We start from the raw sequence: 25577 nt of genomic DNA on the forward strand, positions 1-25577 counted from the left end.
CCGGTCATCAGGCCGCTGCAGCCGAAGGACCCCTCCGACCCGTCCGGGCCGAAGGAGCCCGGCGACCCGCTGGCCCCGACGGGCGGCGTGGCGACGCGCCCCGACGGCACCCAGTCCGTCGAGGTCGCCTGCGAGGTGACCGAGGCCGTGTCGCACGGCACCATGGACGGCTCGGGCGCCGAGGCCCTGCTGCGCCGCCACTTCCTGCCCACGGACGTGGACGGAGGCAGCGGCGTCACGGTGACCGTGCAGTCCATGGCCAACGCCGCCGGCAGCCGTCTGTCGGCCATCGACACCTCGCGGGCCGCCGACTACCTGATCACCTACCTGGTGCGGGACAAAGCCGGCAACAGCACCACCGTGCGGCTGACCTACCACCTGGTCGCCTCGCACGTGCCGGGCGTCGTCGTGACCCCGGACCCCGGCACCGACCTGGTGCCGCGCCCCGGCGACGACCCGCTGAACCCGAAGCCGCGGCCCATCGACCCGCCGTACCCGCCCACCGTGGCGCCCGACGGCACCCAGCACGCCGACGTCGAGGACGCCATGCGCGTGCCCGTGCAGGACGGCAAGAGCCTCAGCCTGGCCGACGCCCGCAGCCTCATGCTGCGCCGCTACTCCTTCACGCCCGAAGGAGGCGGCGCCATGTCCGAGTTGGAGCTGCATCTGGACGACGCGCAGGGCCGCGCGGTGGATGCCATCGACCTCTCCCGCCCCGGCTCGTGGCGCATCACCTGGAAGGTGGCCGACCAGAACGGCAACACCATCACGGTGCATCTGCGCTATTTGGTGGCGGCCGACTCCCCCGCCGTCAGCGTGAAGCCCGGCGATGGAACGGGCGGCTCCACCGGTGGCACGCCCACGCCTCTTCCACCCGCATCCAGCACCATTGACCCGGAAACTGGCCTCACCCACGCAGTGGTGACCGACCACGTGGTGGTGGGCACCCACAACGAACCCGCAACACCCGCCGTGATGGAAGCGTTCTTCGCCGAGCGCTATCAGCTGGCCAGCGCCCTGGCCGACGGCAAGCTGACCGCGGGCCCCATGCGCCTGTTCGACGTGGCGGGCAACAGCGTGAGTTCCATCGACCGCAGCCAACCCGGCACGTGGCTGGCCGAGCAGCTCATCACCGATTCCGCTGGCAACACCACGCTTATCCGCCTTACCTACGAGGTGCAGCGCGGCGGCGCCGACGGATCGGTGTCCAGCAGCGGCGACGGTGGCAGCGCCGATGGCAACGGCGCGGGTTCGAGCGCTAACACGGGCGACGGCGACAAGGTGAAGCCCTCCGACTGGGCCAGCCGCCTTACCCAGCTTCCGCAAACGGGAGGCCCCTTCGGCAGCTGCCCCTTGCACATGCTGTTCGTGCTGCTGATGCTTTTGACCAGCGCCTACGCCATGATGCGCCTGCGCCAGGAAAAGGACGACCGCGAGAGGAGCCGCTATGAAACCGCGCGATAGCCGGCGCGAAGACGCCCGCCGCCCGCAACAAGGCGGCCTGAAGCCCCTCGACTATCTGGTGTTCGGAGTGGTCGTGCTCACGGCGCTAGCCCTGGTAGCCCTGCGCATCTGCCCCGTCGACTGGCTGTGGGCCACCGCCACCATCCTGGTGGTAGCCCTGTGGGCCTGGACCATCCACCGCAAATCAGCCCGCAGCAAAACCAACCGCCAACAGGAAGCCCGCTATAAAAGAAATCAACGGGTATAAAAGAAATCAACGGGTATAAAAGAAATCAACGGGTATAAAAGAAATCAACGGGCAGCGTTCACCAGTGACGCTGCCCGTTGATTTTATCTCTGAGAAAACAACCCGTAGAGCGAACCCGCAATGGAAGAGGCGGGGAGGTTCAGGGGCGTTTCTTTGCCCAATCTCGTTCCCGCGCCGATGTCCGTGCCTGCAGACGCTCATCCTTGCGATTGTTCAAATGCTGCCTGGTGAGCAGCCAGGTCCAGAACGCTACGACGCCTACGGTCACGGCAGCCCACAGCCAATCGTAAGGGCACAAGTGCAGGGCACCCAACACAATAGCTACCAGAATCACCAGGCTGAACAGCAGCCAATCAACAGGTTTCACGACAGGCCTCCTTCCGGGTGTCGCGCTGGTTCTGGCGCAGGCGCATCATGGCGTAGGCGCTCGTCAGCAGCATCAGCAGCACGAACATCATATGCAGCGGGCATGCGCCGAAAGGACCTCCCGTTTGCGGAAGCTGGGTAAGCCGGCTGGCCCACCCCGAGGGGCGCAGTTTACCCGAGCCGTCCCCCGCCGTGGCATCGCTGCCGCCGTTGCCGTTGCCATCGCCCGACCCCACACCGCCATCGCCGATAGTGCTTTCCTGCACCTCGTAGGTGAGGCGAATGGTAGTGGTATTGCCGGCCGAATCGGTGAACACCTGCTCGGCCAGCCACGTGCCGGGCTTGCTGCGGTCGATGACCACCACGGCGTTGCCCGCCGCGTCGAATAGCCGCATGGGGCCGGCGGTCAGCTTGCCGTCGGCCAGGGCGCTGGCCAGCTTGTAGCGCTCGGCGAACAGCTGGGCCATGGTGTCGGCTGTGGCCGGCTGGCTGTAGGTGCCCGTCACCATGCGGTCTTCCACCACGGCGTGGGAAAGACCCGTGTTCTCATCGACCACGATGGTGGTGGGTTCGAGCGGCTTGGCGCCGTCGGGACCCAAGGGGCCGCTAGGGTTGCCGGGATTCGTTGGATCGAGCGGCGTTACCGAAGGCGGATCGGACACCACCAAATAGCGCAGGCGGATGGTGACGGTGTTGCCGTTCTGGTCGGCCACCCTCCAGGTGATGAGCCAGGAGCCCGGGCGGGAGAGGTCGATGGCGTCCACCGCGCGGCCCTGGGCGTCGGCCAGGGCCAGCGACAGCTCGGTCATGGCGCCGCCGCCCTCGGGCGTGAAGGAGTAGCGGCGCAGCATGAGGCTGCGGGCGTCTGCCAGGCCGAGGGTCTTGCCCTGCTGCACGGGCACGCGCATGGCGTCATCGATGACGGCGTGCTGGGTGCCGTCGGGCGCCACGGTGGGCGGGTACGGCGGGTCGATGGGCCGCGGCTTCGGGTTCAGCGGGTCGTCGCCGGGGCGCGGCACCAGGTCGGTGCCCGGGTCGGGCGCGACGATGACGCCCGGCACGTGGGACGACACCAGGTGGTAGGTGAGCCGCACGGTGGTGCTGTTGCCGGCCGCGTCGCGCACCAGGTAGGTGATCAGGTAGTCGGCGGCCCGCGAGGTGTCGATGGCGGAGATACCCCCCCCCGAGGCGTTCTTCATCGACTGCACGGTGACGGTCACCCCGCTGCCGCCGTCCGCGTTGGTGGGCAGGAAGTGGCGCCGCAGCAGGGCCTCGGCGCTCGAGCCGTCCATGGTGCCGTGCGACACGGTCTCGGTCACCTCGCACTCCACCTCGGTCGACTGCGTGCCGTCGGGACCCTCCGCTACCGGACCCGAGGGCTCAATCGGCTCTCCGGGCTCCTTCGGGCCGGACGGGTCGGCGGGGTCCTTCGGCTCCAGCGGCCTGATAACCGGGCAGCTGTCCCGCGTGAGCCGGTAGTGCAGCAGGACGGTGGTGGTGTTGCCCTGCGAGTCGGCGATCACGCGCCTGACGGTGCACGCGCCGGGCGCCTTGGTGTCGAAGGAGGCGATGGGGCTGCCCGAGGCGTCCAGCAGCTCGTCGACCTGCGTGGTGGGGGCCGCCGTCGACGAGGAGGCGTAGCGGTAGTCCATCATGGCGCTCGCCTCGGCCTTCTCCAGCAGGCCCCCGAAGGGAGGCGCAGCCGGATCGATCATCTCGGTCACCGTCTCCTCGATCACGGCGTGCCTCAGCCCCTCGCCGTCCTCGGTGACGGTCGGGGGCGGCACGGGGTCGCTGCCGGGGTCGTAGGGCGGGCCGGCCGGCTCGGGGCCGTCCGGGTCGCCCGGGTCGGGCCGCTCCACGGCGGGCGGGTCGGTGTCGCCCACTTTCAGCATGGCGTCGGCCGGCGTGAGGTTTCCGGCGGCGTCCTCCACCCGGTAGTAGCCGTTGGGCAGCTTGCCCACGGCCTGGGTGGCCTCGCCCCTGCGGTCGCCCTCGGCGCCGTCGAGGGGGAACTCGCGGGGCCACTCGCCGGCCGACGCCCGCGCCGCCGAGGCCGAGCCGGCCTTGTCGGTGCGGTGCAGCCGCCAGACGCCCGACGTCGCCCTCGAGGCGTCGGCGGGGACGTCGGTGAGCGTGTAGCCCAGCGCCCCGCCGTCCTCGATGCGCGGCGCCGAGGTGTCGATCTTCACCTTGCCCGCCTTCTGCACCGACACGGCGCCCGTGGCGGTGTTCCTCGCCTGGGCGTTCAGGTCGATGCCGGCGGTGTCGGGCGTGCGCGTCCACGCCGGGTCGGCCCCCGTGAGCGACTTCGCCGCCCCCTCCGACGGCGCCAGGTCCATCACGTCGTAGTCGCCCGGGTAGAAGGTGACGGTGACCGGCGACGTGTTCCACCCGTTCTCGTTCGCCAGGGGCAGCCGCGTGTAGTGCCAGTCCCTGCCGGGGACGCCCGACCCGGTGCCGTCGCCGGGCGTGAGCGGGTGCTCGTCCACCAGCTCCACGGTGGCGTACTGGCTGCCCTGGAACGAGTCCTCGACCAGCTGCTGCGACAGCGTGACCGCGCCGCCCTCGACTCCGGAGATCTCCGCCCACCACGACACGGTGACCGGCGTGTTGCCCACCAGGGTGACGGGCACGCCGTTCTTCCCCGACACGGTGTCGTCGCTCGCCGAGGTGGCCACGTTCGAAAAGTCCCCGCCGCCCTGCTTCACCTGCACGGGGTGGCTGCCGTCCACGAAGGGGGTCAGCCCCTTGGTGGGGTGCTCGGCGGTGTTAGCCAGCTTCACGTGCATGGGGTACTGCTCGCTGCCGGCCTTGGAGCTGGCGTTGCGCACAGTACACCGCACCTGCACCTTCTCGCCCTTCTGCACGGTGTCATCTTTGCCGATGACGGTGCTCTCATCGGCACGATAGAGAGTAACATCGTAGATCTCGGGCGAGAGATTGGGAAGCGACATGGATTTAAACGTTACGGTGACATCCAGCCCTAATGGAGCTCTTGGATTTGAGAGGTCTGCATCAGTGTTGTTCCAGTTGATGCCGCCGTATATCGCCAGATATGCCTCGTTGGTCACTAGCCAATCTGATGTCACTCTTGGAAGCGACAGTGTGGCGTTGTTGTAAGTAACCTTCATCGTACTGCTTGCATAATCATAAGCAATCACAAATGGCGCGCTGCGCCCCGAGAAGTACGGGTAAGCCGCATCACCTATCGGATTTTGGGCGATGCTATTGTCCACGCGGTAGTTTCGCAAATTCTGCGTTATCCTCCCATCGTTTTCTTTTTGGTTTAGGGCGTAGGAGAAGTATCCGTAAAGAGATTCAGCCGATTTAGTCGTCGACAGGCCGGCCGCAAGATAAGTAGACTGCAGTCTTTTATCTGAAGCTAAATCAAAATTCGGGATAACTGCCGCCGCTTCCACTATCCAGCTATTGCGCAAAGAAACAGGTTGCATACTTACGAAGCCGGCGCTGCTCATCCACCGATTATCCCGGTATGCGAAATTAGGGGGCTCGTTGGGAGCGGTAGGCGCCGTCGACGCTACGAGAAGAGTGTTCTCATCGAGAAAGTCTGCCGGCTCGCCTCCGCGATTTCCTGGTAGGAAGAAATCCGAGTATTTCGTCGTGCCCTCCAGCGCTTCTGCTTGCTGTACCTGCGGAGTGGGGACAAACGGCAAGCAAGTCGCGGCCAGCAAAACCGCCAGGGATATTCTTAAAACACGTCCGAAAAGAGAACGAGGAGCGGCACGCCTCCCGCTGCGACGGCGATTTCCACAACTGGACGCAACAGTCGTTGACGCGACGTCAGGCGTCGCGAGACAAGGGTTCCGATCCTCTCTCATAATGTCCCCTTTGCACGAAAAGGGCGCTCGATAGACAGAACGCCCTCCTTATGTAATCTTCCTTGAAGACATCCTCCCTCCTGCGGCTGCGCACAAAAATTGACTGATCGACTTCGCTTTCTTCACATCTTCGACATAATGCCTTGTCATTTGATGGAATGCAACGGTCGTCTGCGTCGTTTTCCCCCGTACATCCGAGAGCTTTACACACGCAGCCGTTGTGTATACTGCACGGAAATTATCCCCGGCAACGGCATGTAACGGAAGGCGGCGACGTGTCCCACGGCGACATCCACGAAGAGTTGGCGCAGCTGGTTCGCCTGGCGCAGCAGGGCGATGCGGAGGCGTTCGCCGAGTTGTACCGTCGCACGGCGCAAGCGCAGTACTTCACCCTGTTGGGGCGCGTGGGTGAGGAGGCCGCAACCGACCTGCTGCAAGAGGTGTACGAGATTGCCTGGAAGAAGATCGGCGACATCCGGCCGCGAGCATTCGTGGCCTACCTGAACACCACATCCCGCAACTTGGCGCTGCGCTATTACCGCGCCGCGAAGAACACGCCGAAACCGGCGACCTCGGAAGGCGAACTGGAGGCGCAGGTGGAGGCGGCCGGCGCGCACGAGGGGCATGGCGACACAGCCAGCCCCGAAGAGGCCCTGGCCGCCGCCGATCGCAGCGAGCGGTTGGCCCGTGCGCTGCAAGAAGACCTGAGCGACCGCGAGCGCGACATGGTGCTGATGCGGTTCTATCAGGACATGAAGGTACAAGACATTGCCGATGAACTGGGCATTTCCCGCAACACGGTGCGCAACACGCTGAACCAGGCCCTGGCCACGCTGCGGCGCAAGTTGGGCATGCTGCCCGTGGGCGTGCCGCTGCCGGCGCTGCTTGCCGAGGCCGTGGAACACCGCATGGCGCCGGGCACCCCGCCTCGTTCGCGTCGGGGCGCATCGTGGCTTGATTGGGGAACGCGCGCAGTGGCAGCGGTGACCGCCGTGGCGGCTGTCGGGATGCTGGGAGCGGCCATGCAGTTGGCTGCGGTACAGCCATTGGCGGACGATCCGGTGCCTTTGGCCGACTCAGCTTCAGAAATTTTCGAGGCCCCCGATGCCGTGGGGCCGTCGTTGGCGTCATCGCGCGTCGCCGACGGACTGACGATGCTTACGGTGCGCGACGAATCGGGCGTGGCGGACGTGTGGTGCGTGGGCGAAGGCGGCGCTGTGACGCACGCCGTGGCCATCGACCGCGAGAGCCCCAGCGCCGCCGAGAGCACCTGGTGGTTCTCTCTGGAAAGCGGCACCTACACCGTGCACATGACGGACGCCGAGGGCAACGAGACCACCTCCCCCATCACCTGCGACATCAAACCCATCCAGCCAGCCCCAGCGGAGCGATAGGGAAATCCTTCGCCTCCCCGACTTCGGCGCGCTCCTTGAGAGATGCGGGTAGACGGGCGGCCTAAAGGCCGCCCCTACAAGAGGGGCAGGCTCGAAGGCCGTCCCTAAGAGGGCGAACGATCCAAACGCCCTCGGCTGGCGTCTAATCCCCTATCGGCCCCGCGCCCACTCAACGCTAATGCACCCTTCGGCCCTCTCTCATTTTCTTTGTGATTTACAAATTTCTACAATTTATAGAGATTTTTGTAAACCTTCGCTTCATCTCCTACAATCAGGCCATGGAGAAATTTGCTGACATACTCAAAGCGCGCTTCGGGGAAAACGAACCTATCCTCATTGAGGAGATCATCGCCACATTCCCCGATATCAGCCGCCAGTCCATATACAAGAGAATCAATGCCGCCATGGAGGAAGGATCACTCGCCCGCTACGATCGCGGCATTTACTACCTCCCCATCGAAACCCGCATCGGAAAGTCGATACCGTCGGCTCGGAAGGTTGCGCGAAAACGCTGGCTTGAAGCGGGCGACGACACCATCGGCTACATCTCTGGGTTTAACCTGGCAAATGAAGTTGGTGTCTCAGATCAGGTACCCATCACGTTGGAGGTGACCACAAACAAGGAATCAATGCGCGTTCGCGATGTCAAGCCCTTTGGCGGATGGAGACGAATCACCCTCAGAAAACCGCGGCGACCCATAACAAAACGAAACGTCGACGCACTTCGCTTCCTCGATCTCATCACCCAGGAGAGCATTCAGTTCTACGACGAATGGGAGATGGCAGCTCTTAAGGAACTCGCCCGCAAGGCTGGCCGCACCATGATCTACGACTGTTCGACAAGCTATCCGGCCCGAACCGCCAGAAAACTGGCAGAATGCGAGCGCTACCATGTATTTGCACAATGATGCTGGCCTCTTTCAGCAGATGGCCACGGAATGCGCCCTCGGCCTAGGCACCGCCGAAGCCTATGTCGTAAAGGATTATTTTGCCGTATCCCTGCTCAAGAAGGCGGCTCAGGTAAACCCGCTCCTCGTGTTCAAGGGAGGAACATGTCTCTCTAAGTGTTATAGAGTCATCGATCGTTTTTCAGAAGATGTTGATTTGGGCATACAGAGCGCACATGCTACCGAAGGCATGAGAAAAGGGATGAAGCGGGCCGTCGTCTCCGCCGCCAATGCGCTCGACCTCGTCATAGAAAACCTTGAATCAACGCGAAGTCGACGAGAGTTTAATCGCTTCATCATCCCCATCCCCGCAGCAGACGGAACCGAAAGCACCGATAAACTCATTGCAGAGACGGCGGTTATGACGCCAGCGGATCCGGCTCAACTTCGGCCATTGCAAAGCTATATCGGAGAGTTCTGTGTGCAAAACGGCTACGACGAACTCGTCGAGGAATACGATCTGGGCCCCTTCGAAGTGCTTGCGAATTCCATGGAGCGGACCTTTTGCGATAAGGTGTATGCACTGTGCGACTACTATCTCGCGGGCGAAATACCCCACCGGCAATCACGTCATGTATACGACCTGCGAAAACTCTCGCGCTGCATTAGCCTAGATGAAAACCTCGCCGCCCTCATGCGCACCGTAAGAGCGCAGCGCCTTAGAGGCTATCGCTGCCCTTCTGCCGAGCCGGAGATGGACATTCCCGCGCTTCTCGAACACATTGCCGCCAAAGAGGCCTACCGCCACGACTACGAGCACGTCACAGCCCCGCTTCTCTACGAGACAATGCCCTACGACGAGGCGGCCTCGGTTTTTGGGGATATTGCGGCGTTCCTGCGGAGGCAGGAGGTTTAGGCGGCGGGGAGGTCGGCGGCCATGGCGGCTATTTTGTCGGTGGACTCCTGCACCTTCCCCAAGATGCGCTCGGCATCCTCGCCCTCGGCCGGCGTAGGCTGGTAGTTATTGCGCTTCGAGGAAGACGACACCGAGCAGGCGATGAACTTCACGTCGTTCTCGGTAGCCGGCGCCACCTCGGTGCCCGTAACCGTGAACGTTTCCTGGAAGATAAGGCAATCCTTGTCCTTCGGATTCGAGTTGCCGCCGAAGCAGAAATTGCCCAGGCTGTACACGATGTAGCGGCCGTTGTACACTTCCCAACCCTGCACCACATGGGGATGCGAGCCCACCACCAGGTCGGCTCCGGCATCGATGGCCTGGCGCGCCAGCAGCATATCCGACTCCTGGGGCGTATAGTCCTTCTCGACGCCCCAGTTCGCGTACACCAGCACCAGCTGGGCACCCTCGGCCTTGGCCTTCGCGATGTTGTCGGTCATCTGCTGGGCATAGCTCTCGGGCGCACTGCCCTCTATCGCGCACACGCCGATAAGCGCCACTTTCACGCCCTTCACGTCCCGGTAGGCGATGCGGTCGTCGCCGAAAGACGACACCCCGTTGGCATCCAGCGTCTCAATGGTGTCGTTGTAGCCCTGCTCCTGATAGTCGCGCGCGTGGTCGTTGGCCAGCGACGCCGCCTCCACCCCGGAGCCTCCCAGAATCTTCGCGTAGTCGGGCGTGCCCTTGAAAGCGTAGTCCTTGTCGGCCGAATCCGAGCTGTCCGTTAAGGCGCCCTCCATGTTCACCACGGTAAGATCGTCGGCCCCGAAAAGGTCGGCCACGTTGCGCAGGAAGTAGGAAACGTCCTCACCCTCCTTTTCATAGCGAGCATTGAAGCTGACGTCTGGGTCGGACTTGGCGCTGACGCCCAATGTGCAGTCGCCGGCAAACGAAACCGTGAGCGTGACGGGCTCGGGAGCGGGCTCATCGGCGGCCTGATCGCTGGCGGTATCGGCGGGCGCCTGCGTCTGAGCAGGCTCCTGCTGGCCGGCATCGACCGTCGTGCTTTCCACCGGCGCACCTCCATCCTGGGCAGAGGCACGCCCGAAGGCCAGAAAGCCCACGAGCGCCAGTTCGATGGCAATAACGACAACGACGATGATCTTAACCAGGGGCGGACACTGCGGTTTCGCGTACATAGGGGGCCTTTACTTGAAGAACACGAGGAACAATATAACAATCAGCAGAATAACGATGATGGGCACGGTCACCTTCAGAAACGGCGGAATTCCCGCCAAGGGGCCGCCCGGGGCGCTGTAATCGGCGCGCCCGCTCATCACTCCCGAGAAGCCCACGTTGCCCGAGCTGTGACGCGGGCGCATGGGCAAACCGTGCGCCGGAGCGCCGCCGTCAGGCACCGCGTCGAACCCTTGGCCGGCCCGCGAGCGCCAATTCGTGCGCGCGGTCACCGTGTCCAGCATGGGATCGGGGCGGTCGCGCTCGTCCCGCGAGTAGCCGGAAATCTGGTGGCTCTCGTTGAAGGTGCGCGAATCGATGCTGCCGCGGCCGTCGATGACCTCGCGATTCATGGCGCGACCTCGGCGCGTTTCCGAAAGCGCGTCGCGCGAAGCACGGGCTCGCTCATAGCTTTCCATGGAGGAACGGGTAAGGTCGTAGCTTTCCTGGGAGGAAAGCGGGGGCACCACGCGCGTGCGGCGAGGCGCCGGGGCCGGCGCTGCACCGTGACCGTTGCGGGCAGCGCGCTCGGCCTCGCGCTGGGCGCGGTAGGCCTCCTGCTCGCGCTGCTGGGCGGCAAGGGCCTGCTGGCGCGCAACGCGATCGGCATCGCGCTGCGCGGCGCTGGCCGCCACCGACTGGGAGGCTTGCTGCGAGCGCAGCCGTGCGTTGCGAGCGCGCATCTCGTCTTGGGAAGCGTAGGATTGCAGGATGCTCTCGCGGGAGGGACGCGTGGTGATCTTGCCGCGCGAGCCCTGCGGAGGGCGCGTCGGAGCGCCGTCGGCCTGCGGGTAATCAGGAGCGCCGGGAGCAGGTGCGGCACCGGCGCGGTCGTCTTGGTAGGTTCCCATGGATGATCAACCTTCTTGTTCGTCTGTCCTGCGTTTGAAGCTCGTTTGGAATGGGGCGCGCCGCACCGATCGTCGACGGGGCGCGCGGTTGCGTCCATTGAAATTGTCAAGTTGAACCATTATAGAGGCCGCCGGCCGTTTTGCCACAACCACGGCATCACTCTTCGCGAAAAGCCCGCATACCGCGCTTTTCGATGACCCGGGCCAAAGGGGCGGCATGCACGCTTTCCGCACCGGCCGACCACAGATTCCCCATGCTTGCTGACGCCCGTCAACAGTGCGATTACACCCCCGCGACGAGACGGTGACTTTCTTCCGCGAAAGTTAACCGACTCATACAAGCATCCAACAAAGCCCAGTTCAGAGCCTATTCCTTACCTTTTCACCCTATGATATCTCGTGACGGGAACCGCTTGGGGACGAGCCCCGCGTCACGAAGGGTTCGGCCAACCGGGCACCCCCGCTCGCAGAACCTGCCGAAAGGCCTCGTGAAAGGAAGAAGCATGAAAGCTCCGAAGGTTTTCGCCGCCGCTCTCACCAGCGTGGCCGCCCTCTGCTTGGCGGGAGGCATGGCCTACGCCCTGGAGCCCGCCCTCGATCCCACCATGAAGCCCATTCCCGATGCCGCCGCCGACACCTCCATCACCAAGCAGGTGGTCTCGATTATCGTGTACGAAGACCAGGAGGAGGCCGTCGCCATGGCCACCGAGTTCGGCATGCTGCACGACGAGCTGGCTCTGGAAGCCGTTTCCAGCCGCGCATCCGTGGCCAGCCAGCACAGCGCCGCCCACGACCAAGCATCCCAGGCCGCATCCACGCTGCCGCGGGTGGACGCGACGGCCGACGAGAGCGAAGGCGACGATGCCACGATGGACGCTGAGCACCCCCTGGCCATGCTCAGCGACGAGAGCGCCGTTGACGATGGCGCCATGAAACCCGACACCATCGATGTAAACGGCGATGTGATGCCCTACATCGATTCCTTCGAAACCGCGTCGGCCCCCTCGTCGGGCGCTGGGCTGTGGATGGGCTCCGACAGCACCACCGACGGCAGCTGGGGCTACTTCATCGGGCATAACCCCGGGTCGTTCACCTGCGTGATGACCCTGAAGAACGGCGATCCCGTCACCGTATGCGACGGCGAGGGCGCCTCGCGCACCTACCATGTGGTCGACGAGTTCATCGTGCCCGACGACACTTATTGGGAAGATATCCGCACCCGCGTGACCGAATACGGCGAGTCCATCATCCTGCAGACCTGTTGCGGCGACAACGCCCACTACCGCGTGGTTATCGCCAACTAGCGCCATCTCGCGGGCATCCGGGGGAAGACGCCCGCTTTTGCGCCGCCGGCCGCGCACCGCGTGCCGACGGCGCATCGTGGCGGCTGCGCTCCTGCTACACTACCGGCGGCTCGACATCCGGGCCGCCCCCCTTCCGCACCCCCTTCGACGAAAGGACGGCCATGGCCCGTTACGGCGTAATCGATCTCGGCTCAAATTCCGTGCGCCTCGTCATCTACGAGGTGAAGCGGCACTCCGATGCCGCCAAGCCCTTCCGCACCTTGGCCGACGAGAAGAAGATGGCGGGCTTGGCAGCCTACGTGGTAGACGGTCTGTTCAGCGACGCGGGCATCCAGCGCGCCGCGGATATCCTGCAGGAGCACCTGAAAAGCGCCCGCAACCTGGATTGCGATCGCGTGGACATCTTCGCCACCGCCGTGCTGCGCAACTGCCGCAACTCGGACGAGGCCGTGAAGGCCATCGAGCGGGCCATCGATGCCCGGGTGCGGGTGCTGACGGCGGCCGAGGAGGCGCGCCTGGGTTGGGCCGGTGCGCGCATCGGCCAGGACATGTGGAGTGGCACGCTGATCGACATCGGCGGCGGTTCCACCGAGCTGACGAGCCTCACCGACACAGGGCACCCGCGCACCCATCCGGGCGGCGCCAGCTTGCCCCAGGGCAGCGTGTCGTCCTATGCGCAGTTCGTGTCGCTGGTGCTGCCCACCGCCGAGGAATGCCGCGCCATCGCCGCGGCCCTGAGCACCCACCTGGAGGCCCTGGCCGACGAGCAGGGCTACCGCGCCGAGCGCCTGTACGGCATCGGCGGGTCGGTGCGCGCCATCGCCAAGATGCAGGCGCAGGCCCTGGGCGTGGCGTCCAAGCCGCCCGTAGTGCCGCGCGCCGCCATCGACCGCCTGTTCAACCTGCTGGAAACGGATCCTTCCACCTTCGCCCACAGCGCCGTGAAAGCATGCCCCGACCGCGTGCACACCTTGGTGCCCGGCATGGTCATCGCACGCACGGTCATGGAAACGCTGGGAGCCGACACCATCACCGTGTGCAAGTACGGCATCCGCGAGGGCTACCTGGTGGAGTGCATGCTGTAGCCCCCACGAGCCCCCCCGCAGAGGAGCCCTCCGTAGGGGCGGGCTTCAGCCCGCCCTCCCAAGCGGCACAACTCTCACCGGGGCGGCTGAAGCCGCCCCCTACGAAGATTACAGGCACCTCCGAAAGCGCCCCCCCTGCGGCGCGGATGACCCTACAACTGCGCTTTCGCCAGGCGACGGGCCTTTTCCATTACGGCCCGCTCCAAAGCGCGGATGTCGGGGGGCGTCCAGCTGACCACATCGGCGCCGGCGGCAATGGTGCGCTCGATGGACGCGTCGTCGGGGCCGCCCGTGGCAATGATGGGGAGTTCGGGATAGCGCCCGCGCAGCGCCTGCACCACCTCGGCCGTGCGCGCGCCGGCAGCCACGTTCACCATGGTCACGCCCGCCGCAATCTGGCGCTCGGCCACCTCGTCGGCGGCGCACACGGTAACCACCACGGGCACCGTCACACGCTCCACCAGACCGCGCAGGGTGTCCAGGGGAATGCTCGTGTTCACCACCACGGCGGCCACGCCTTGCATCTCGGAATGCAGGGCCACCTCGATGCAGCGCTCGCCCTGGGTGATGGAGCCGCCCACGCCGCACAGCACGGGACGCTGCGAGACGCCCACCAGCGCCTGGGTAATGGCCGGCTGGCAGGTGAAAGGGTACACCGCCAGCACCGCATCGGCGTTGCAGTGGCAGATGACGGCCAGATCGGTGGAAAACACCAGCGAGCGGATGCGCCGCCCCTGCATCACGATGCCCGGCGCCTTCGATACCACCGATGGCACCGCCAGCACCTTCTCGGCATCGCGCACTCCCTGGGTGTAGGGCGCCTCGATCACCTTGGCCACAAGCCGCCTCCCTTCGTTTCTTCGCGCACGAACCCGCTCTGCGGGCGGAAAAGATCGCCCCAGTATACGCCAGCAAGTGCCCCTCCCCTTCCCCGCCGTGACGCTTTCCACGTGAAATCACCAGCCATTGGGGGCGCGGGGCCGCCCGCCTTCCCGCTTCGTTCGGCCGTGCGCGGGCCCGCTGCGCTACCCTGCTGAGTGCAGGACGCGCGCGACGGGCGCGCGGCGAGGAAGGAGCTGTGCCATGAACGTCGTATGCCTCGATTTGGAAGGCGTGTTGGTTCCCGAGATTTGGATCGCGTTCGCCGAGGAATCGGGCATTCCCGAGCTTAAGCGCACCACGCGTGACGAGCCCGATTACGACAAGCTGATGGCGTGGCGCCTGGACATTCTGGCCGAGCACGGCCTGGGACTGCCCGACGTGCAGGCCGTTATCGCGAAGATCGACCCCATGGAGGGCGCCCGCGCGTTCCTGGACGAGCTGCGCAGCATTGCCCAGGTGATCATCATCTCCGACACCTTCGAGCAGTTCGCCCAGCCGCTGATGGAGAAGCTGGGCTGGCCCACCCTGTTCTGCAACGAGCTGGTGGTGGCCGACGACGGTGCCATCACCGACTTCCGCATGCGCTGCCCCGAGAGCAAGCTGACCACGGTGCGCGCGCTGCACTCCTGCGGCATCCAGACCATCGCCGCCGGCGACTCGCACAACGACCTGGGCATGATTCTGAACTCGAAAGCCGGCTTCCTGTTCCGCTCCACCGACGCCATCAAGGCCGAACACCCCGAGCTGCCCGCCCTGGAGACCTACGACGAGCTGCTGGCCGCCATCAAGGGCGCGCTGTAAGGCCGAAAATGCCGCGAAATTGCGGTTGTGATGCAGAAACGGGCTCGCTGGCAGCCCGTTTCCCCTTCAATCCGTAGAATTCCGTCGTTTTCCGTCCAATTTTGGGCAGTTTTCGCCCCACTGGACAGCCGAGCTGCATCGCAACTGGCAAAATGCGGTCATTCGACTGCACGACCATCGCATATAATCGCCCCATGGAAGAGGCACTCCTGGAAATAATCGCCGCCCTGCGCGAAGGCGCCGTGGGTGGCCGGAACGCGGATGCGGCCGCCGATGCCGTATGGCTGGACAAGCTGGTGCGCCGCCACAACCGCGCGGCCCACGACGGCACGCGGCGGGTGGCCAAGCGACGCCTGCTCCCCTTCTACCTGCACGTGCGTTCCACGGAGCCCGAGCGGTGGGCCGCGTGGGATGTGAGCGACGAGGTGGATGCGGCCCTGGTGCGCCTTCTGCAGGCCAAGCCGCGGCGCACTGCGTCGGGAGTGGCCACCATCACCGTACTCACCAAGCCGTGGCCCTGCTCGGGCGACTGCGTGTTCTGCCCCAGCGACATCCGCATGCCGAAAAGCTACCTGGCCGATGAACCCGCTTGCCAACGAGCCGAGCGCTGCTGGTTCGACCCCTACCTGCAGGTGGCCGCGCGGCTTGCCGCCCTTACCGACATGGGACACGTGACCGACAAGGTGGAGCTCATCGTGCTGGGAGGTACGTGGAGCGACTATCCCGCCTCCTATCAGCGCTGGTTCATCGGCGAGCTGTTCTGTGCCCTGAACGCGAGTGACGAGGAACGCACGCGAAAGGCGGCGACCCGCCGAGCACGCTACGAGACAGCGGGCCTCCCTCGCGAACGCAACGAGGTGCCCCGCGCCGCAGCCGACGTGCAGCAGCGCATCAACAGCGGCGAACTCGGCTACAACGAAGCCTGGAAGCTGGTTTACGGCACCGCGCCCGCACCCCTGGAACCCCTCGATCCCGGTTGGAGCGGCATAGCGGCCCTGCACCGCGCCAACGAGACGGCGGCCAAGCGCGTGGTGGGACTGGTGGTGGAAACACGTCCCGACCTCATTACCCCCGAAAGCTGCCGCGACCTGCGGGCGCTCGGCTGCACTAAGGTGCAGATCGGCATCCAGAGCCTGCGGGACGACCTGCTCGCCGTCAACGGGCGCGCCATCACCGGCGCGCGCATCGCGCAGGCCATGGCCCTGCTGCGCCTGTTCGGTTTCAAGAGCCACGTGCATTTCATGGTGAACTTGCTGGGAGCCGACCCCGCCGCCGACATCGCCGACTACCGTCGCCTGGTCACCGACCCGGCGTTTCTGCCGGACGAAGTGAAGCTATACCCTTGTTGCCTCGTGGAAAGCGCCCGCCTGACCGAGTGCTTCGAAGGCGGTCAGTGGCGCCCTTACAGCGAGGAAGAGCTCGTGGACGTTCTGGCCGCCGACGTGCTGGCCACGCCGCCGTGGACCCGCATCTCGCGTATGATCCGCGACATATCGGCCACCGACATCCTCGTGGGCAACAAGAAGACCAACCTGCGCCAGATCGTGGAAGCCGCTGTAGAGGTATCGGGCGCGGTAGTCGCGGAAATCCGCTCCCGTGAGATCTCCATTGCAGGCGCCGAGGTGAGCGACCTTGTTCTGGAAACCATTCCCTACCACACCGCTAACACCGAAGAGCGCTTCCTGCAGTGGGTCACCCCCGAGGGCAAAATCGCCGGCTTCTGCCGTCTGTCGCTACCTGAGCAACCCCCTCATGCTACCCCGAACGAACGCGCGGCCAATGCTACCCCGAACGAGCACGCCACCCGTGTCATCCTGAGCGAGCGAAGCGAGTCGGAAGACCTCCCCGCTGCGGGAACCCCCGAAAAGCCAGAAGCCATGATCCGCGAGGTGCACGTGTACGGAAAGGTGGCCGCCCTGCACCGCACCGGCGAGGGCACCCAGCACTTGGGGCTCGGACGCAAGCTGGTGGAAGAGGCCTGCCGCCAGGCCGCCGAGGCCGGCTACCACGCTGCAAACGTCATCAGCGCCGTGGGCACCCGCGTCTACTACCGCAACCTGGGCTTTCAGGATAACGGCCTGTATCAGAGGCGACCCCTGCCATGAGCGCCGCCGATCAGCCAAACAGCTCCTCCGCTGCCGCAGGGCACCGGGCCGCACCGCTCGTTGGCGCCTACCCGGCCTCTGTCATACGCAAGCTGAACGCCCTCACCTCCAATTTCTACGCCCGCGAGGCCGCGTCGTTTTCCGCCACCCGACAGACCCCCTGGCACGGTTGGGAGAAGGCCTGGGAAATCATCGGCGAACGCCATCCCTGGCCGGCAGACCAGCCCCTCAACATCCTCGACCTCGGTTGCGGCAACCTGCGCTTTGAGCGGTTTCTCGCCGAGCGCACGGACATCCCCGTACATGTGGCCGCCATCGACAACTGCCCCGCACTTGTCGCCCCCGAGGGCGGCCTTCCTGGCAGGATCGCCGTGGAATTCCAAACCTTTGATCTTGTCGAATCTCTCCTCGGTGGCGTCTTCGCCGACCGCCTCCCCCACCATTCACACGACCTGGCCGTCGCCTTTGGGCTCATGCACCACCTGCCGACCTTCAACCTGCGCGCCCGCACCCTCCAAGGACTCGCGAGCGCTCTGCGTCCCGGCGGATTCGCCGTCGTGTCTTTCTGGCAGTTCCTGAACGACCCGCGCCTTGCCGCCAAGGCCACTGCGACCACTGCCGAGGGCCGCGCCGCCCACCGCCTGCCGTCTCTCGAGCCGAACGACTATCTGTTGGGCTGGCAGCATGCGCAGGGCGTCTACCGTTTCTGCCACCACGCCGACGATCATGAGATAGATGCCCTCCTCGCAGCCGCCCAGCAAGAACTGGACCAATCCCCCTTCCCCGGCCCGACCTTCCACGAGCTGGCCCGCTTCTCCGCCGACGGCAAACAAGGCAACCTCAACCGTTATGTAGTTTTGCAACGCATCTGAGAAACGCCGCGCTCATTTGCTAAAGTGCGCCCCATGACCAAGACGCCCGACACCCCCGCCATTGCTCGCCGACGCGAGCGCGAGAAACGCACCATCTCGAACATGGTGGCGATTTACTGCGCCGGCAACCACGGCAAGGCGATGCGCACCGAAACGAGCTTCGCCGGCGAGGCGCTCTGCCCCGACTGCAAGAGCCTGGACGACTACTGCGTCCTGCGCACCGAGCGCTGCCGGTCGATGCACCAGAAGACCAGCTGCGAGGAGTGCGGCAACCACTGCTACGCCGCCACCCAGCGCGAGCAGATCCGCGCCGTCATGCGCTATGCCGGCCCCCGCATGTTGCTGCACCACCCCGCAGCGGCCATCCGACACCTGCTGAAAAAGTAGTACCTAGAACTCGCTATCGATCCAGAGGCAGCTCACACCATTGGCGGCGCAAAGTGCTTGAAGCTTCCTGTCGAGCGTAAAAAGCGTGGCCCCGAGCCGTCGCGCCAAAACGAGGTAGAACAAATCATAGGAAGAGTGGCCCAGACGAACTGATTCAGTGAGCGCCTCCGTCCAGAGCGAAGCATCTTCGTAGTATTCATCGACAAGAGCCATAGCGTCCCGCCCTACGGCAACCGCCTCCGCCGCATCGCAATACCCACCCCGAACATACTTCGTCAGAACATGGGCGACTTCGGCATGCAGAAGCTGAGGCGCCGCAATTAGCTCTTCTTCCAGTTGCAGGGCCTTAAGCGCCCCTCCGTCTTCCGTTCCCAGGGCGATTGCGACCGCCGCATTGGCATCCAAGACGATCATCGCACTTCCCTCATAACCTCCCCGATCACCCTATCGAAATCTGAGTCGCGCTCGGCACGAGCTTCCTCAAGCATAGCAAGCGGAGACGGAATGTCCTCAGCCCGCTCCGCTTTGCGGCGGGAAGCGCGCTCCAAAATCATGCGTCGCTTCGCAAGACGAGCCTCCCGCTGGGGCGGCAACTCGAAAGGAACGAGTCGGGGCGCATAAGATTCCGCGCGTTCTTGGCGTATTGCCGCTTCAACCGATGCAACAGTTTGCTGAGCCATGCTTCGGTGGTGCCGCGCAGCAAAAACGCGCAGCTCTTCATAAAGGTCATCGGGGAATTCTCGAACCTGCAGCGCCGGCATCCTCATCTCCTTACATGTATTATACATGCATTATAGTTTTTCAGAACATATCAGTCAATGACAGAGGGCGGTTCAACCCGCTCAACGTTCTGCCTGCACTCCTTTGATGCGTATCGCAAACGCCTGCCAAAGAGAGAAAGGGCGCCTGCGCAGACAGATACCCGGCTACACCCCCAGGTACCCCAGCAAGCCTGCGCATCCGTCGCAAACATCCTCGTAGGTGGTGTCGAAGTCGCCCGTGTACCACGGGTCGGCCACATCGCGCGCAGAGCCGGCGAACTCCAGCAGCTTGTGCAGCTTGCTTTCCGCATCGCCCCCGAGCATGCGTCCCATGTTGCGCATGTTCGCCGCATCCATGCCGATGATCAGATCGAAATCGCCGTAGTCGGCACGCCGCAGCTGCCGGGCACGCTTGCCTTCGAAGCCGCCGATGCCATGGGCCCGCAGCACCGCCTGCGTGCCAGGATGCACGGGGTTGCCAATCTCCTCGGTACTCGTAGCCGCCGACTCGATATGAAAGCGCTCGGCCATCCCACGCGCGGCCACCATATCCTTCAACACGAACTCAGCCATAGTCGATCGACAGATATTCCCGTGGCAAACGAACAGAATGCGGTACATAAAGCCCCCTTGGTCGCGGTTTTCTTCCAGTATCGCATAAGCACCATAGCGCCCACGGCACGCTTCTGGGAAAATACCGCTCAAGCATTAAACGCCCTCGCTGCGGCGCGGCTGCGGCGGACGCAAGGAACAGGAGCATCATGGCAGAGTTCATCTACCAAATGTACAAGGCACGCAAGGCCGTGGGCGACAAGGTCATTCTCGATGACGTGACCCTGTCGTTCTACCCTGGCGCGAAGATCGGCGTGGTGGGCCCCAACGGCATGGGCAAGTCCACCTTGCTGAAGGTGATGGCCGGGCTGGAAGAGGTGTCCAACGGCGAGGCGCGCCTCTCGCCGGGCTACACCGTGGGCATCCTGCAGCAGGAGCCGCCGCTCGACGAGGACAAGACGGTGCTGGAGAACATCCAGATGGCTTTCGCCGACGTGCTCGCCAAGGTCGCACGCTTCAACCAGATCGGCGAGGAGATGGCCGCACCCGACGCCGATTTCGATGCGTTGATGGACGAAATGGGCAAGCTGCAGGACGAGATCGACGCCGCCAACGGGTGGGATCTGGACTCCCAGCTCTCCCAGGCCATGGACGCGCTGCAATGCCCCGACCCCGATGCGCCGGTAAACATCCTGTCGGGCGGCGAGCGTCGCCGCGTGGCCCTGTGCCGCCTGCTGTTGGAGGCCCCCGACCTGCTGCTTCTGGACGAGCCCACCAACCACCTGGACGCCGAGTCGGTGCTGTGGCTGGAGCAGTTCCTGAAGACCTACCCGGGTGCGGTGCTGGCCGTCACCCACGACCGCTACTTCCTCGACCACGTGGCCGAATGGATCTGCGAGGTGGACCGCGGGCAACTGTTCCCCTACAAGGGCAACTACTCCACCTATCTGGAAACCAAAGCCGCCCGCATCGCCGCCCAGGGCCAAGCTCAGGCGAAGCTCGCCAAGCGTATGGAACGCGAGCTGGAATGGGTGCGCAGCAGTCCCAAGGCGCGCCAGGCCAAGTCGAAGGCCCGTCTGGCCAACTACGATGCCATGGTGGCCGAGGCCGGCAAGGCGAAGAAGCTCGACTTCGCGGAGATCCAGATTCCCGTGGGCCCGCGTTTGGGCTCGAAGGTGCTCGTGGCGAAGAACCTGCACAAGGAGTTCGACGGCCGCGTGCTCATCGATGATTTGTCCTTCGAACTGCCCCGCAACGGCATCGTGGGCGTGATCGGCCCCAACGGCGTGGGCAAGACCACCCTGTTCAAGACCATCGTGGGCCTGGAACCCTTGAGCAGCGGCGAGCTGGAGATCGGCGAGACCGTGAAGATCTCCTACGTCGACCAGAACCGCGCGGGCATCGACCCCGACACGAAGCTGTGGGAAGTGGTCTCGGGCGGCACCGACTACATGATGGTCGGCGAGACCGAGATTCCGTCCCGCGCTTACGTGGCCGCCTTTGGCTTCAAGGGCGCCGACCAGCAGAAGCCCGCGGGCGTGCTGTCGGGCGGCGAGCGCAACCGCCTGAATTTGGCCCTCACCCTGAAGGAGGGCGGCAACCTGCTGCTTCTGGACGAGCCCACCAACGACCTCGATGTGGAAACGCTCTCCAGCCTGGAAGCGGCGCTGCTCGACTTCCCCGGCTGCTCGGTGGTGGTCAGCCACGACCGTATGTTCCTCGACCGCATCGCCACCCACATTCTAGCCTGGGAGGGCGACGACGAGAACCCCGGCCGCTGGCACTTCTTCGAGGGCAACTTCGAAAGCTACCAGGCCGACCGCGAGGCGCGCCTGGGCAAGGAGGCCGCCAAGCCCCACCGCCTGCACCGCAAGCTGACCCGCGACTAAGCGGCGCAACGCCAACAGCCGCCTTCGAGAGCCCTCTTCGACCCTTTGTCGGAGAGGGCTCTTTCGTTGATATGCCAACCACTTCCCGTCACGACAAAAAATAATGCACCGATCTGTGACATTTCGCGCCGCCCGTTCGTATTAAAGGCAAGGAGGTAAGCATGCGAACACCCTTACATGGAAAGCAGGAGGCGAGTTTGGCAGAACGGGCGCTGATGCGGTGGGGCGACACGGTGTACCGGGTGGCCCTCGGCCAAACGGGGTCCCGCGCGGACGCCGAGGACGTATACCAGGACGTGTTCTTGAAACTTTTGGACAAGCCGCGCACCTTTGAGAACGACGACCACTTGAAGGCATGGCTCATTCGGGTAACCGTCAACCAATCCCGAGATCGCCTGCGCGCCCGCGCTCGGCACGCTACCGACTCGCTCGACGATCACCGCGAAGAGGCGGAACGCAGGCTGGCGCAAGCGGCCCCGCAAGGCTCACACATGTCGGGAAATCGGGACGACCCGCTCTCGGACCTGTGGGACATCGTAAGCCGTCTTCCCGAAGACCAGCGCACGGTCATCAACCTCTTCTACGTCGAAGAGATGAGCACGGGAGACATCGCCCGCATCCTGGGATGCACGGCTGGCGCGGTGCGCATGCGCCTGCACCGTGCCCGGGAAGCCCTGCGTGATCTTATCGGCAACGGCTCGGACGATCGCGACGCGGCTTGCGGCGGCCTCCCGACCCGCAAGGCGACCGTGCCCCGAAACGCCAACCTGCTCCGCACCGACAACGAGAAGGAGACTCGGCTATGAGCGATACCCACCCGATCAACCCCCACCATGGCAACCTCGAAAACCGAGGAGAGCCCTCGGCGAACGTAGACGACTTTCTGCAGCAATACGCTTCGACCATCCGCGCCGAACAGGCACCGGCGCGCACCCGAGCCCAGCTGCAAGAAGCCTTCCAAGCGCGCAAAGCACAGGATCATCCTGCAGCCGCGCCGAGCAGCAGCGACGGCCCGCGGAAGCCTTTCAGCATATTGCGGCGCCCCCGTCGCACTGCCCGATTCGCCATCGCTGCGGCAAGCACTGCCGTCTTCATACTGGCGGGCGCCGGGGCCATCACCTTGGGGGCTGGCAACCCGCAAGGCGCCGATTTGGCCGCGCCGAGCGTCGGACAGCAGGCGAACAACCCCGCAGATAACGCTCCGGGTTCCCCGGCCGGAAACTTCTTCGTGCTGAAGGCGTGGGCCGACGAGGCGACGGAGGCGAACGTCCCTGTCACCTCGAACGGCCCGATGGGCATCAACTGGCTGCACCCCGCCTTCGTGACCAGCTGGGAAAGCTGGCAGGAAGACCCGGTATTCGGAGAACTGCTGGAACCCGGCGAGGCTCTAACCTACTTCAACTTCGACGCCCAGTGCGAGGGGGCGAACCTCGCTTCGGTGTCCTACCATATCGACAACGAGAACGCCTTCTTCGAGTATTTCGATTGGCAAGAGGCAAATCAGCTGAAGGCAGCGGGCGAAGACCCCGAGCAGTGCGTCGAACGCGGCCCCTCGTTCGCCCTCACCTACGGAGACGGCGGATCCGCCGCAACGGCCTTCACGCGTCTCTACGTGATCGCGCCCTGCCCCGACGGATACGACGACAACCACCATGCGACGGAAGGCTACGCGGAGGCCGCGCGCGTTCTGGATGGCTCGATCATCACGCTCACGGCCACCTTCGACGACGGCAGCACTCAAAAGCAGGCCTACCGCATCGCCATGGCCGCAGACTTCGAGGAGAAATGCCCGGAGTTTCTCGACAAATACTTCGCGGCCTGGGATGTCGCAGGTCCTCAAGGAAAGGAAGCCATTCTGGACGAGACGTCCGATGCGCCCAAGCTGTTCACCTTGGAACCCATCGACGCGTAAACGCGCCCCGTCCCAGAGACCCGGCCCCGTAGGGGGCGGCTTGAGCCGTTCCTTCCCAGAGGCCCAGCCCCGTAGGGGACGGCTTGAGCCGTCCCTTCCCAGAGATTCGACCGATGTAGGGGGCGGCTTGAGCCGCCCCGCGCGAGCAAGGGCGCTCCCTTTCCGGGCGGGCTGAAGCCCGCCCCTACGGGAGAACCTGGACCAGAAACCAGAACACCCCCACGAGAAGAGATCGCGCACAGACACACCTTTCGATAGCCCACCGGATGGCCTGCACGAAGTTGTGCGGGCCATCTTTTTGGTTTCCTCTTCAATAACTTTGATACAATCATTTGATTGTAATAATCAACCCAATTTTATCCTCAAAATGTTAGAAACTACTCTCGCAATTCCCAATTTGATGCTAAAATATGCCCATAAAGTCCATCGATAGATTGGGATATCATGAGAGAAACCGACATGTCCTGCCAGATCAAGGAAATCCGCAAGCGTTACGGCCTCTCGCAGCAGGCCTTCGCCCGCCTTCTCGGCATCGGCGAGGCCAGCATCACGCGCTACGAGAACGGCATCGTCCCTACCAAGGCCAACGCCAATCTCATCCGCGCCGCCATGATCCCCGAGTTCATGGCCGGCTGCCTCGAACGCGAAGGCGATGCGCTCACTCCCAAGCAGCGCGCGTCAGTCGAGAAAATCGTGTACGCAGAAGTAACCTTCGACGAAGAAGGAGAGATCATGGACATGACCGACATCTACGAGATTACCCTCCAGCAAGAAGTGCTCAATGAAACCGCTTGGGACATCATGGCCCAAGTTTCACGCGCTCGCGGGGAAGCCCTTAAAGAAGGAGACGAGGGGCTCGCGATGGTCTACGATGACATCGAGCAGCAAATTGCCAACATTATCCCCGAGATCCTTTCCGACAGCAGCGCCAGCAAAGAAGGCGTCAGCGAGCTCCGAGGCCGACTCATCAGCTTCCAAAAATTCCTGGAAGCCCAACTTGCAAAGGCGGCCTAACATGAACCACCCTGAAGATTTCACCGAACTTGAATTCAGAGAGAAATTCGAAGAGCTTCGATGGAAGCTCCTCAATGCCTATCGACCGACACTGGAACAACCACCGAAGGGCTATCTGCTCGGAGGGCAAAGCGGCGCAGGAAAGACAACGCTGCATAAGATAATTCGCCGAGCCAACCAAGGAAACGCCATCAGCATCAACGGCGACGACTATCGCAAATTTCACCCTCGTTTTCTTGAACTGCAAAACCGCTACGGGGACGACGCTGTCAATTACACCGCTCCCTGGGCAGGACGCATGACGGAAACGCTCATCGACTCCCTTTCGCGTATTGGCTACAACCTCATCATCGAAGGCACGCTGCGCACCGCTGAGGTGCCGATGAAGTCGGCAGAGCTTCTGCGGCAAAGAGGCTACGGGGTATCGCTGGCGCTTATGGCGGTGAAGCCGGAGATATCGCTCGTGAGCTGCCAGATTCGCTACGAGGAAATGCGCATCGCCGGCACCACACCGCGCGCCACCGACCCGGCCCACCATAATAAGATCGTCGATCAGATCGTCACCAACCTTGGAGTGCTCGAGCAAAGCGGGCTCTTTGACAGCATCGCGCTCTTCAATCGCGGTCAGGAGCAGCTCTATCCCCGCGACGACTTCTCGGGCAGCGCCAGTGATGCGCTGAAGAACGCCCTCTTCGGCTCCTGGAGCCCTGAAGAACAGCGGCATTACGAGAAGCTGAAGGCGAAGCTCAAACTGCTGCGCAGCCGATAGACCCAAAGCGCGATCGTCGCGGCCCGCCCATCGTTCCCGATGGGCGGGGCGCGGGGAAATCC

24 protein-coding genes are annotated in these 25577 nt (G+C 64.1%); 16 read left to right on the forward strand and 8 right to left on the reverse strand.

The window, feature by feature from the left end; all coding sequences use genetic code 11:
• Both VIN30_RS07110 and VIN30_RS07115 read left to right on the forward strand, forming a co-directional pair.
• Window positions 1-1464: hypothetical protein (locus VIN30_RS07110; protein ID WP_338210399.1), on the forward strand; the 1464-nt coding region annotated here is incomplete at its 5' end.
• On the forward strand, window positions 1448-1711 hold the full coding sequence (locus VIN30_RS07115; protein WP_326426838.1) for a hypothetical protein: 264 nt from the start codon (window positions 1448-1450) through the stop codon (window positions 1709-1711). The genes VIN30_RS07110 and VIN30_RS07115, both read left to right, overlap by 17 nt.
• A gap of 139 nt (window positions 1712-1850) precedes the next feature.
• Here VIN30_RS07115 and VIN30_RS07120 read toward each other — a convergent pair whose 3' ends face one another.
• The gene (locus VIN30_RS07120) at window positions 1851-2078 is read right to left on the reverse strand and encodes a hypothetical protein (RefSeq protein ID WP_326426836.1); all 228 of its coding nucleotides are present in this window, start codon (window positions 2076-2078) and stop codon (window positions 1851-1853) included.
• On the reverse strand, window positions 2065-5211 hold the full coding sequence (locus tag VIN30_RS07125; protein WP_338210401.1) for a hypothetical protein: 3147 nt from the start codon (window positions 5209-5211) through the stop codon (window positions 2065-2067). Before VIN30_RS07125 ends, VIN30_RS07120 begins: the two co-directional genes overlap by 14 nt.
• 983 nt (window positions 5212-6194) lie before the next feature.
• Here VIN30_RS07125 and VIN30_RS07130 point away from each other — a divergent pair.
• The 3 genes from VIN30_RS07130 (at window position 6195) to VIN30_RS07140 (ending at window position 9116) form a co-directional block, all read left to right on the forward strand.
• Window positions 6195-7313 (forward strand): RNA polymerase sigma factor, encoded by a 1119-nt coding sequence (locus tag VIN30_RS07130; RefSeq protein ID WP_338210403.1) that lies wholly within the window; start codon window positions 6195-6197, stop codon window positions 7311-7313.
• A gap of 278 nt (window positions 7314-7591) precedes the next feature.
• Window positions 7592-8221 (forward strand): hypothetical protein, encoded by a 630-nt coding sequence (locus tag VIN30_RS07135; protein WP_338210405.1) that lies wholly within the window; start codon window positions 7592-7594, stop codon window positions 8219-8221.
• Window positions 8205-9116, forward strand: a complete 912-nt coding sequence (locus VIN30_RS07140; protein WP_338210407.1) for a nucleotidyl transferase AbiEii/AbiGii toxin family protein — start codon at window positions 8205-8207, stop codon at window positions 9114-9116. Before VIN30_RS07135 ends, VIN30_RS07140 begins: the two co-directional genes overlap by 17 nt.
• On the opposite strand, the gene VIN30_RS07145 is transcribed toward VIN30_RS07140, so the two are convergent.
• Window positions 9113-10294 (reverse strand): CapA family protein, encoded by a 1182-nt coding sequence (locus VIN30_RS07145; protein ID WP_338210409.1) that lies wholly within the window; start codon window positions 10292-10294, stop codon window positions 9113-9115. The genes VIN30_RS07140 and VIN30_RS07145 overlap by 4 nt on opposite strands.
• A gap of 9 nt (window positions 10295-10303) precedes the next feature.
• Window positions 10304-11182: a hypothetical protein gene (locus VIN30_RS07150; protein WP_338210411.1), complete on the reverse strand. Its 879-nt coding sequence runs from the start codon at window positions 11180-11182 to the stop codon at window positions 10304-10306.
• A gap of 503 nt (window positions 11183-11685) precedes the next feature.
• Between VIN30_RS07150 and VIN30_RS07155 the strand changes: the two genes are divergently transcribed.
• The gene (locus VIN30_RS07155) at window positions 11686-12486 is read left to right on the forward strand and encodes a sortase domain-containing protein (RefSeq protein WP_326424830.1); all 801 of its coding nucleotides are present in this window, start codon (window positions 11686-11688) and stop codon (window positions 12484-12486) included.
• Window positions 12487-12647: 161 nt separating this feature from the next.
• The gene (locus VIN30_RS07160) at window positions 12648-13571 is read left to right on the forward strand and encodes a Ppx/GppA phosphatase family protein (RefSeq protein ID WP_326424831.1); all 924 of its coding nucleotides are present in this window, start codon (window positions 12648-12650) and stop codon (window positions 13569-13571) included.
• 152 nt (window positions 13572-13723) lie between these two features.
• Here the strand turns inward: VIN30_RS07160 and VIN30_RS07165 are convergent, their stop codons facing one another.
• On the reverse strand, window positions 13724-14410 hold the full coding sequence (locus VIN30_RS07165) for a dioxygenase (RefSeq protein WP_326424832.1): 687 nt from the start codon (window positions 14408-14410) through the stop codon (window positions 13724-13726).
• Window positions 14411-14654: 244 nt separating this feature from the next.
• Here VIN30_RS07165 and thrH point away from each other — a divergent pair, with 244 nt between their 5' ends.
• The 4 genes from thrH (at window position 14655) to VIN30_RS07185 (ending at window position 18618) form a co-directional block, all read left to right on the forward strand.
• The gene (gene thrH, locus VIN30_RS07170; protein ID WP_326424833.1) at window positions 14655-15254 is read left to right on the forward strand and encodes a bifunctional phosphoserine phosphatase/homoserine phosphotransferase ThrH; all 600 of its coding nucleotides are present in this window, start codon (window positions 14655-14657) and stop codon (window positions 15252-15254) included.
• Between the two features lie 194 nt (window positions 15255-15448).
• Window positions 15449-17359 (forward strand): elongator complex protein 3, encoded by a 1911-nt coding sequence (locus VIN30_RS07175; protein ID WP_326424834.1) that lies wholly within the window; start codon window positions 15449-15451, stop codon window positions 17357-17359.
• On the forward strand, window positions 17356-18231 hold the full coding sequence (locus tag VIN30_RS07180; protein WP_326424835.1) for a class I SAM-dependent methyltransferase: 876 nt from the start codon (window positions 17356-17358) through the stop codon (window positions 18229-18231). The genes VIN30_RS07175 and VIN30_RS07180 overlap by 4 nt, the downstream gene beginning before the upstream one ends.
• Before the next feature lie 33 nt (window positions 18232-18264).
• Window positions 18265-18618 (forward strand): nitrous oxide-stimulated promoter family protein, encoded by a 354-nt coding sequence (locus VIN30_RS07185; protein ID WP_338210416.1) that lies wholly within the window; start codon window positions 18265-18267, stop codon window positions 18616-18618.
• A 3-nt stretch (window positions 18619-18621) separates the two neighbouring features.
• Here the strand turns inward: VIN30_RS07185 and VIN30_RS07190 are convergent, their stop codons facing one another.
• The 3 genes from VIN30_RS07190 to VIN30_RS07200 form a co-directional block, all read right to left on the reverse strand.
• Entirely contained in the window at window positions 18622-19032 is a 411-nt protein-coding gene (locus VIN30_RS07190) for a type II toxin-antitoxin system VapC family toxin (RefSeq protein ID WP_338210418.1), read from the reverse strand.
• A complete protein-coding gene (locus VIN30_RS07195; RefSeq protein ID WP_338210420.1) occupies window positions 19029-19379 on the reverse strand; it encodes a FitA-like ribbon-helix-helix domain-containing protein in 351 nt (116 codons plus the stop codon). Before VIN30_RS07195 ends, VIN30_RS07190 begins: the two co-directional genes overlap by 4 nt.
• Window positions 19380-19544: 165 nt before the next feature.
• Window positions 19545-20000, reverse strand: coding sequence for a low molecular weight protein-tyrosine-phosphatase (locus VIN30_RS07200; protein ID WP_338210422.1), 456 nt, complete (start codon window positions 19998-20000; stop codon window positions 19545-19547).
• 140 nt (window positions 20001-20140) lie between these two features.
• Between VIN30_RS07200 and ettA the strand changes: the two genes are divergently transcribed.
• From ettA to VIN30_RS07225, 5 genes are all read left to right on the forward strand, one after another.
• Entirely contained in the window at window positions 20141-21820 is a 1680-nt protein-coding gene (gene ettA / locus VIN30_RS07205; RefSeq protein WP_338210424.1) for an energy-dependent translational throttle protein EttA, read from the forward strand.
• 161 nt (window positions 21821-21981) lie between these two features.
• Entirely contained in the window at window positions 21982-22626 is a 645-nt protein-coding gene (locus tag VIN30_RS07210) for an RNA polymerase sigma factor (RefSeq protein WP_338210426.1), read from the forward strand.
• Window positions 22623-23732, forward strand: a complete 1110-nt coding sequence (locus tag VIN30_RS07215; protein WP_338210427.1) for a hypothetical protein — start codon at window positions 22623-22625, stop codon at window positions 23730-23732. The genes VIN30_RS07210 and VIN30_RS07215 overlap by 4 nt, the downstream gene beginning before the upstream one ends.
• Before the next feature lie 459 nt (window positions 23733-24191).
• Complete coding sequence (locus tag VIN30_RS07220) at window positions 24192-24746, forward strand: helix-turn-helix domain-containing protein (RefSeq protein ID WP_338210429.1); 555 nt, start codon at window positions 24192-24194, stop codon at window positions 24744-24746.
• Window position 24747: 1 nt separating this feature from the next.
• Window positions 24748-25515, forward strand: coding sequence for a zeta toxin family protein (locus VIN30_RS07225; RefSeq protein ID WP_338210431.1), 768 nt, complete (start codon window positions 24748-24750; stop codon window positions 25513-25515).
• The last annotated feature ends 62 nt before the right edge of the window (window positions 25516-25577 follow it).

Source organism: Adlercreutzia wanghongyangiae (assembly GCF_035989245.1).
Taxonomy (GTDB): domain Bacteria; phylum Actinomycetota; class Coriobacteriia; order Coriobacteriales; family Eggerthellaceae; genus Adlercreutzia; species Adlercreutzia wanghongyangiae.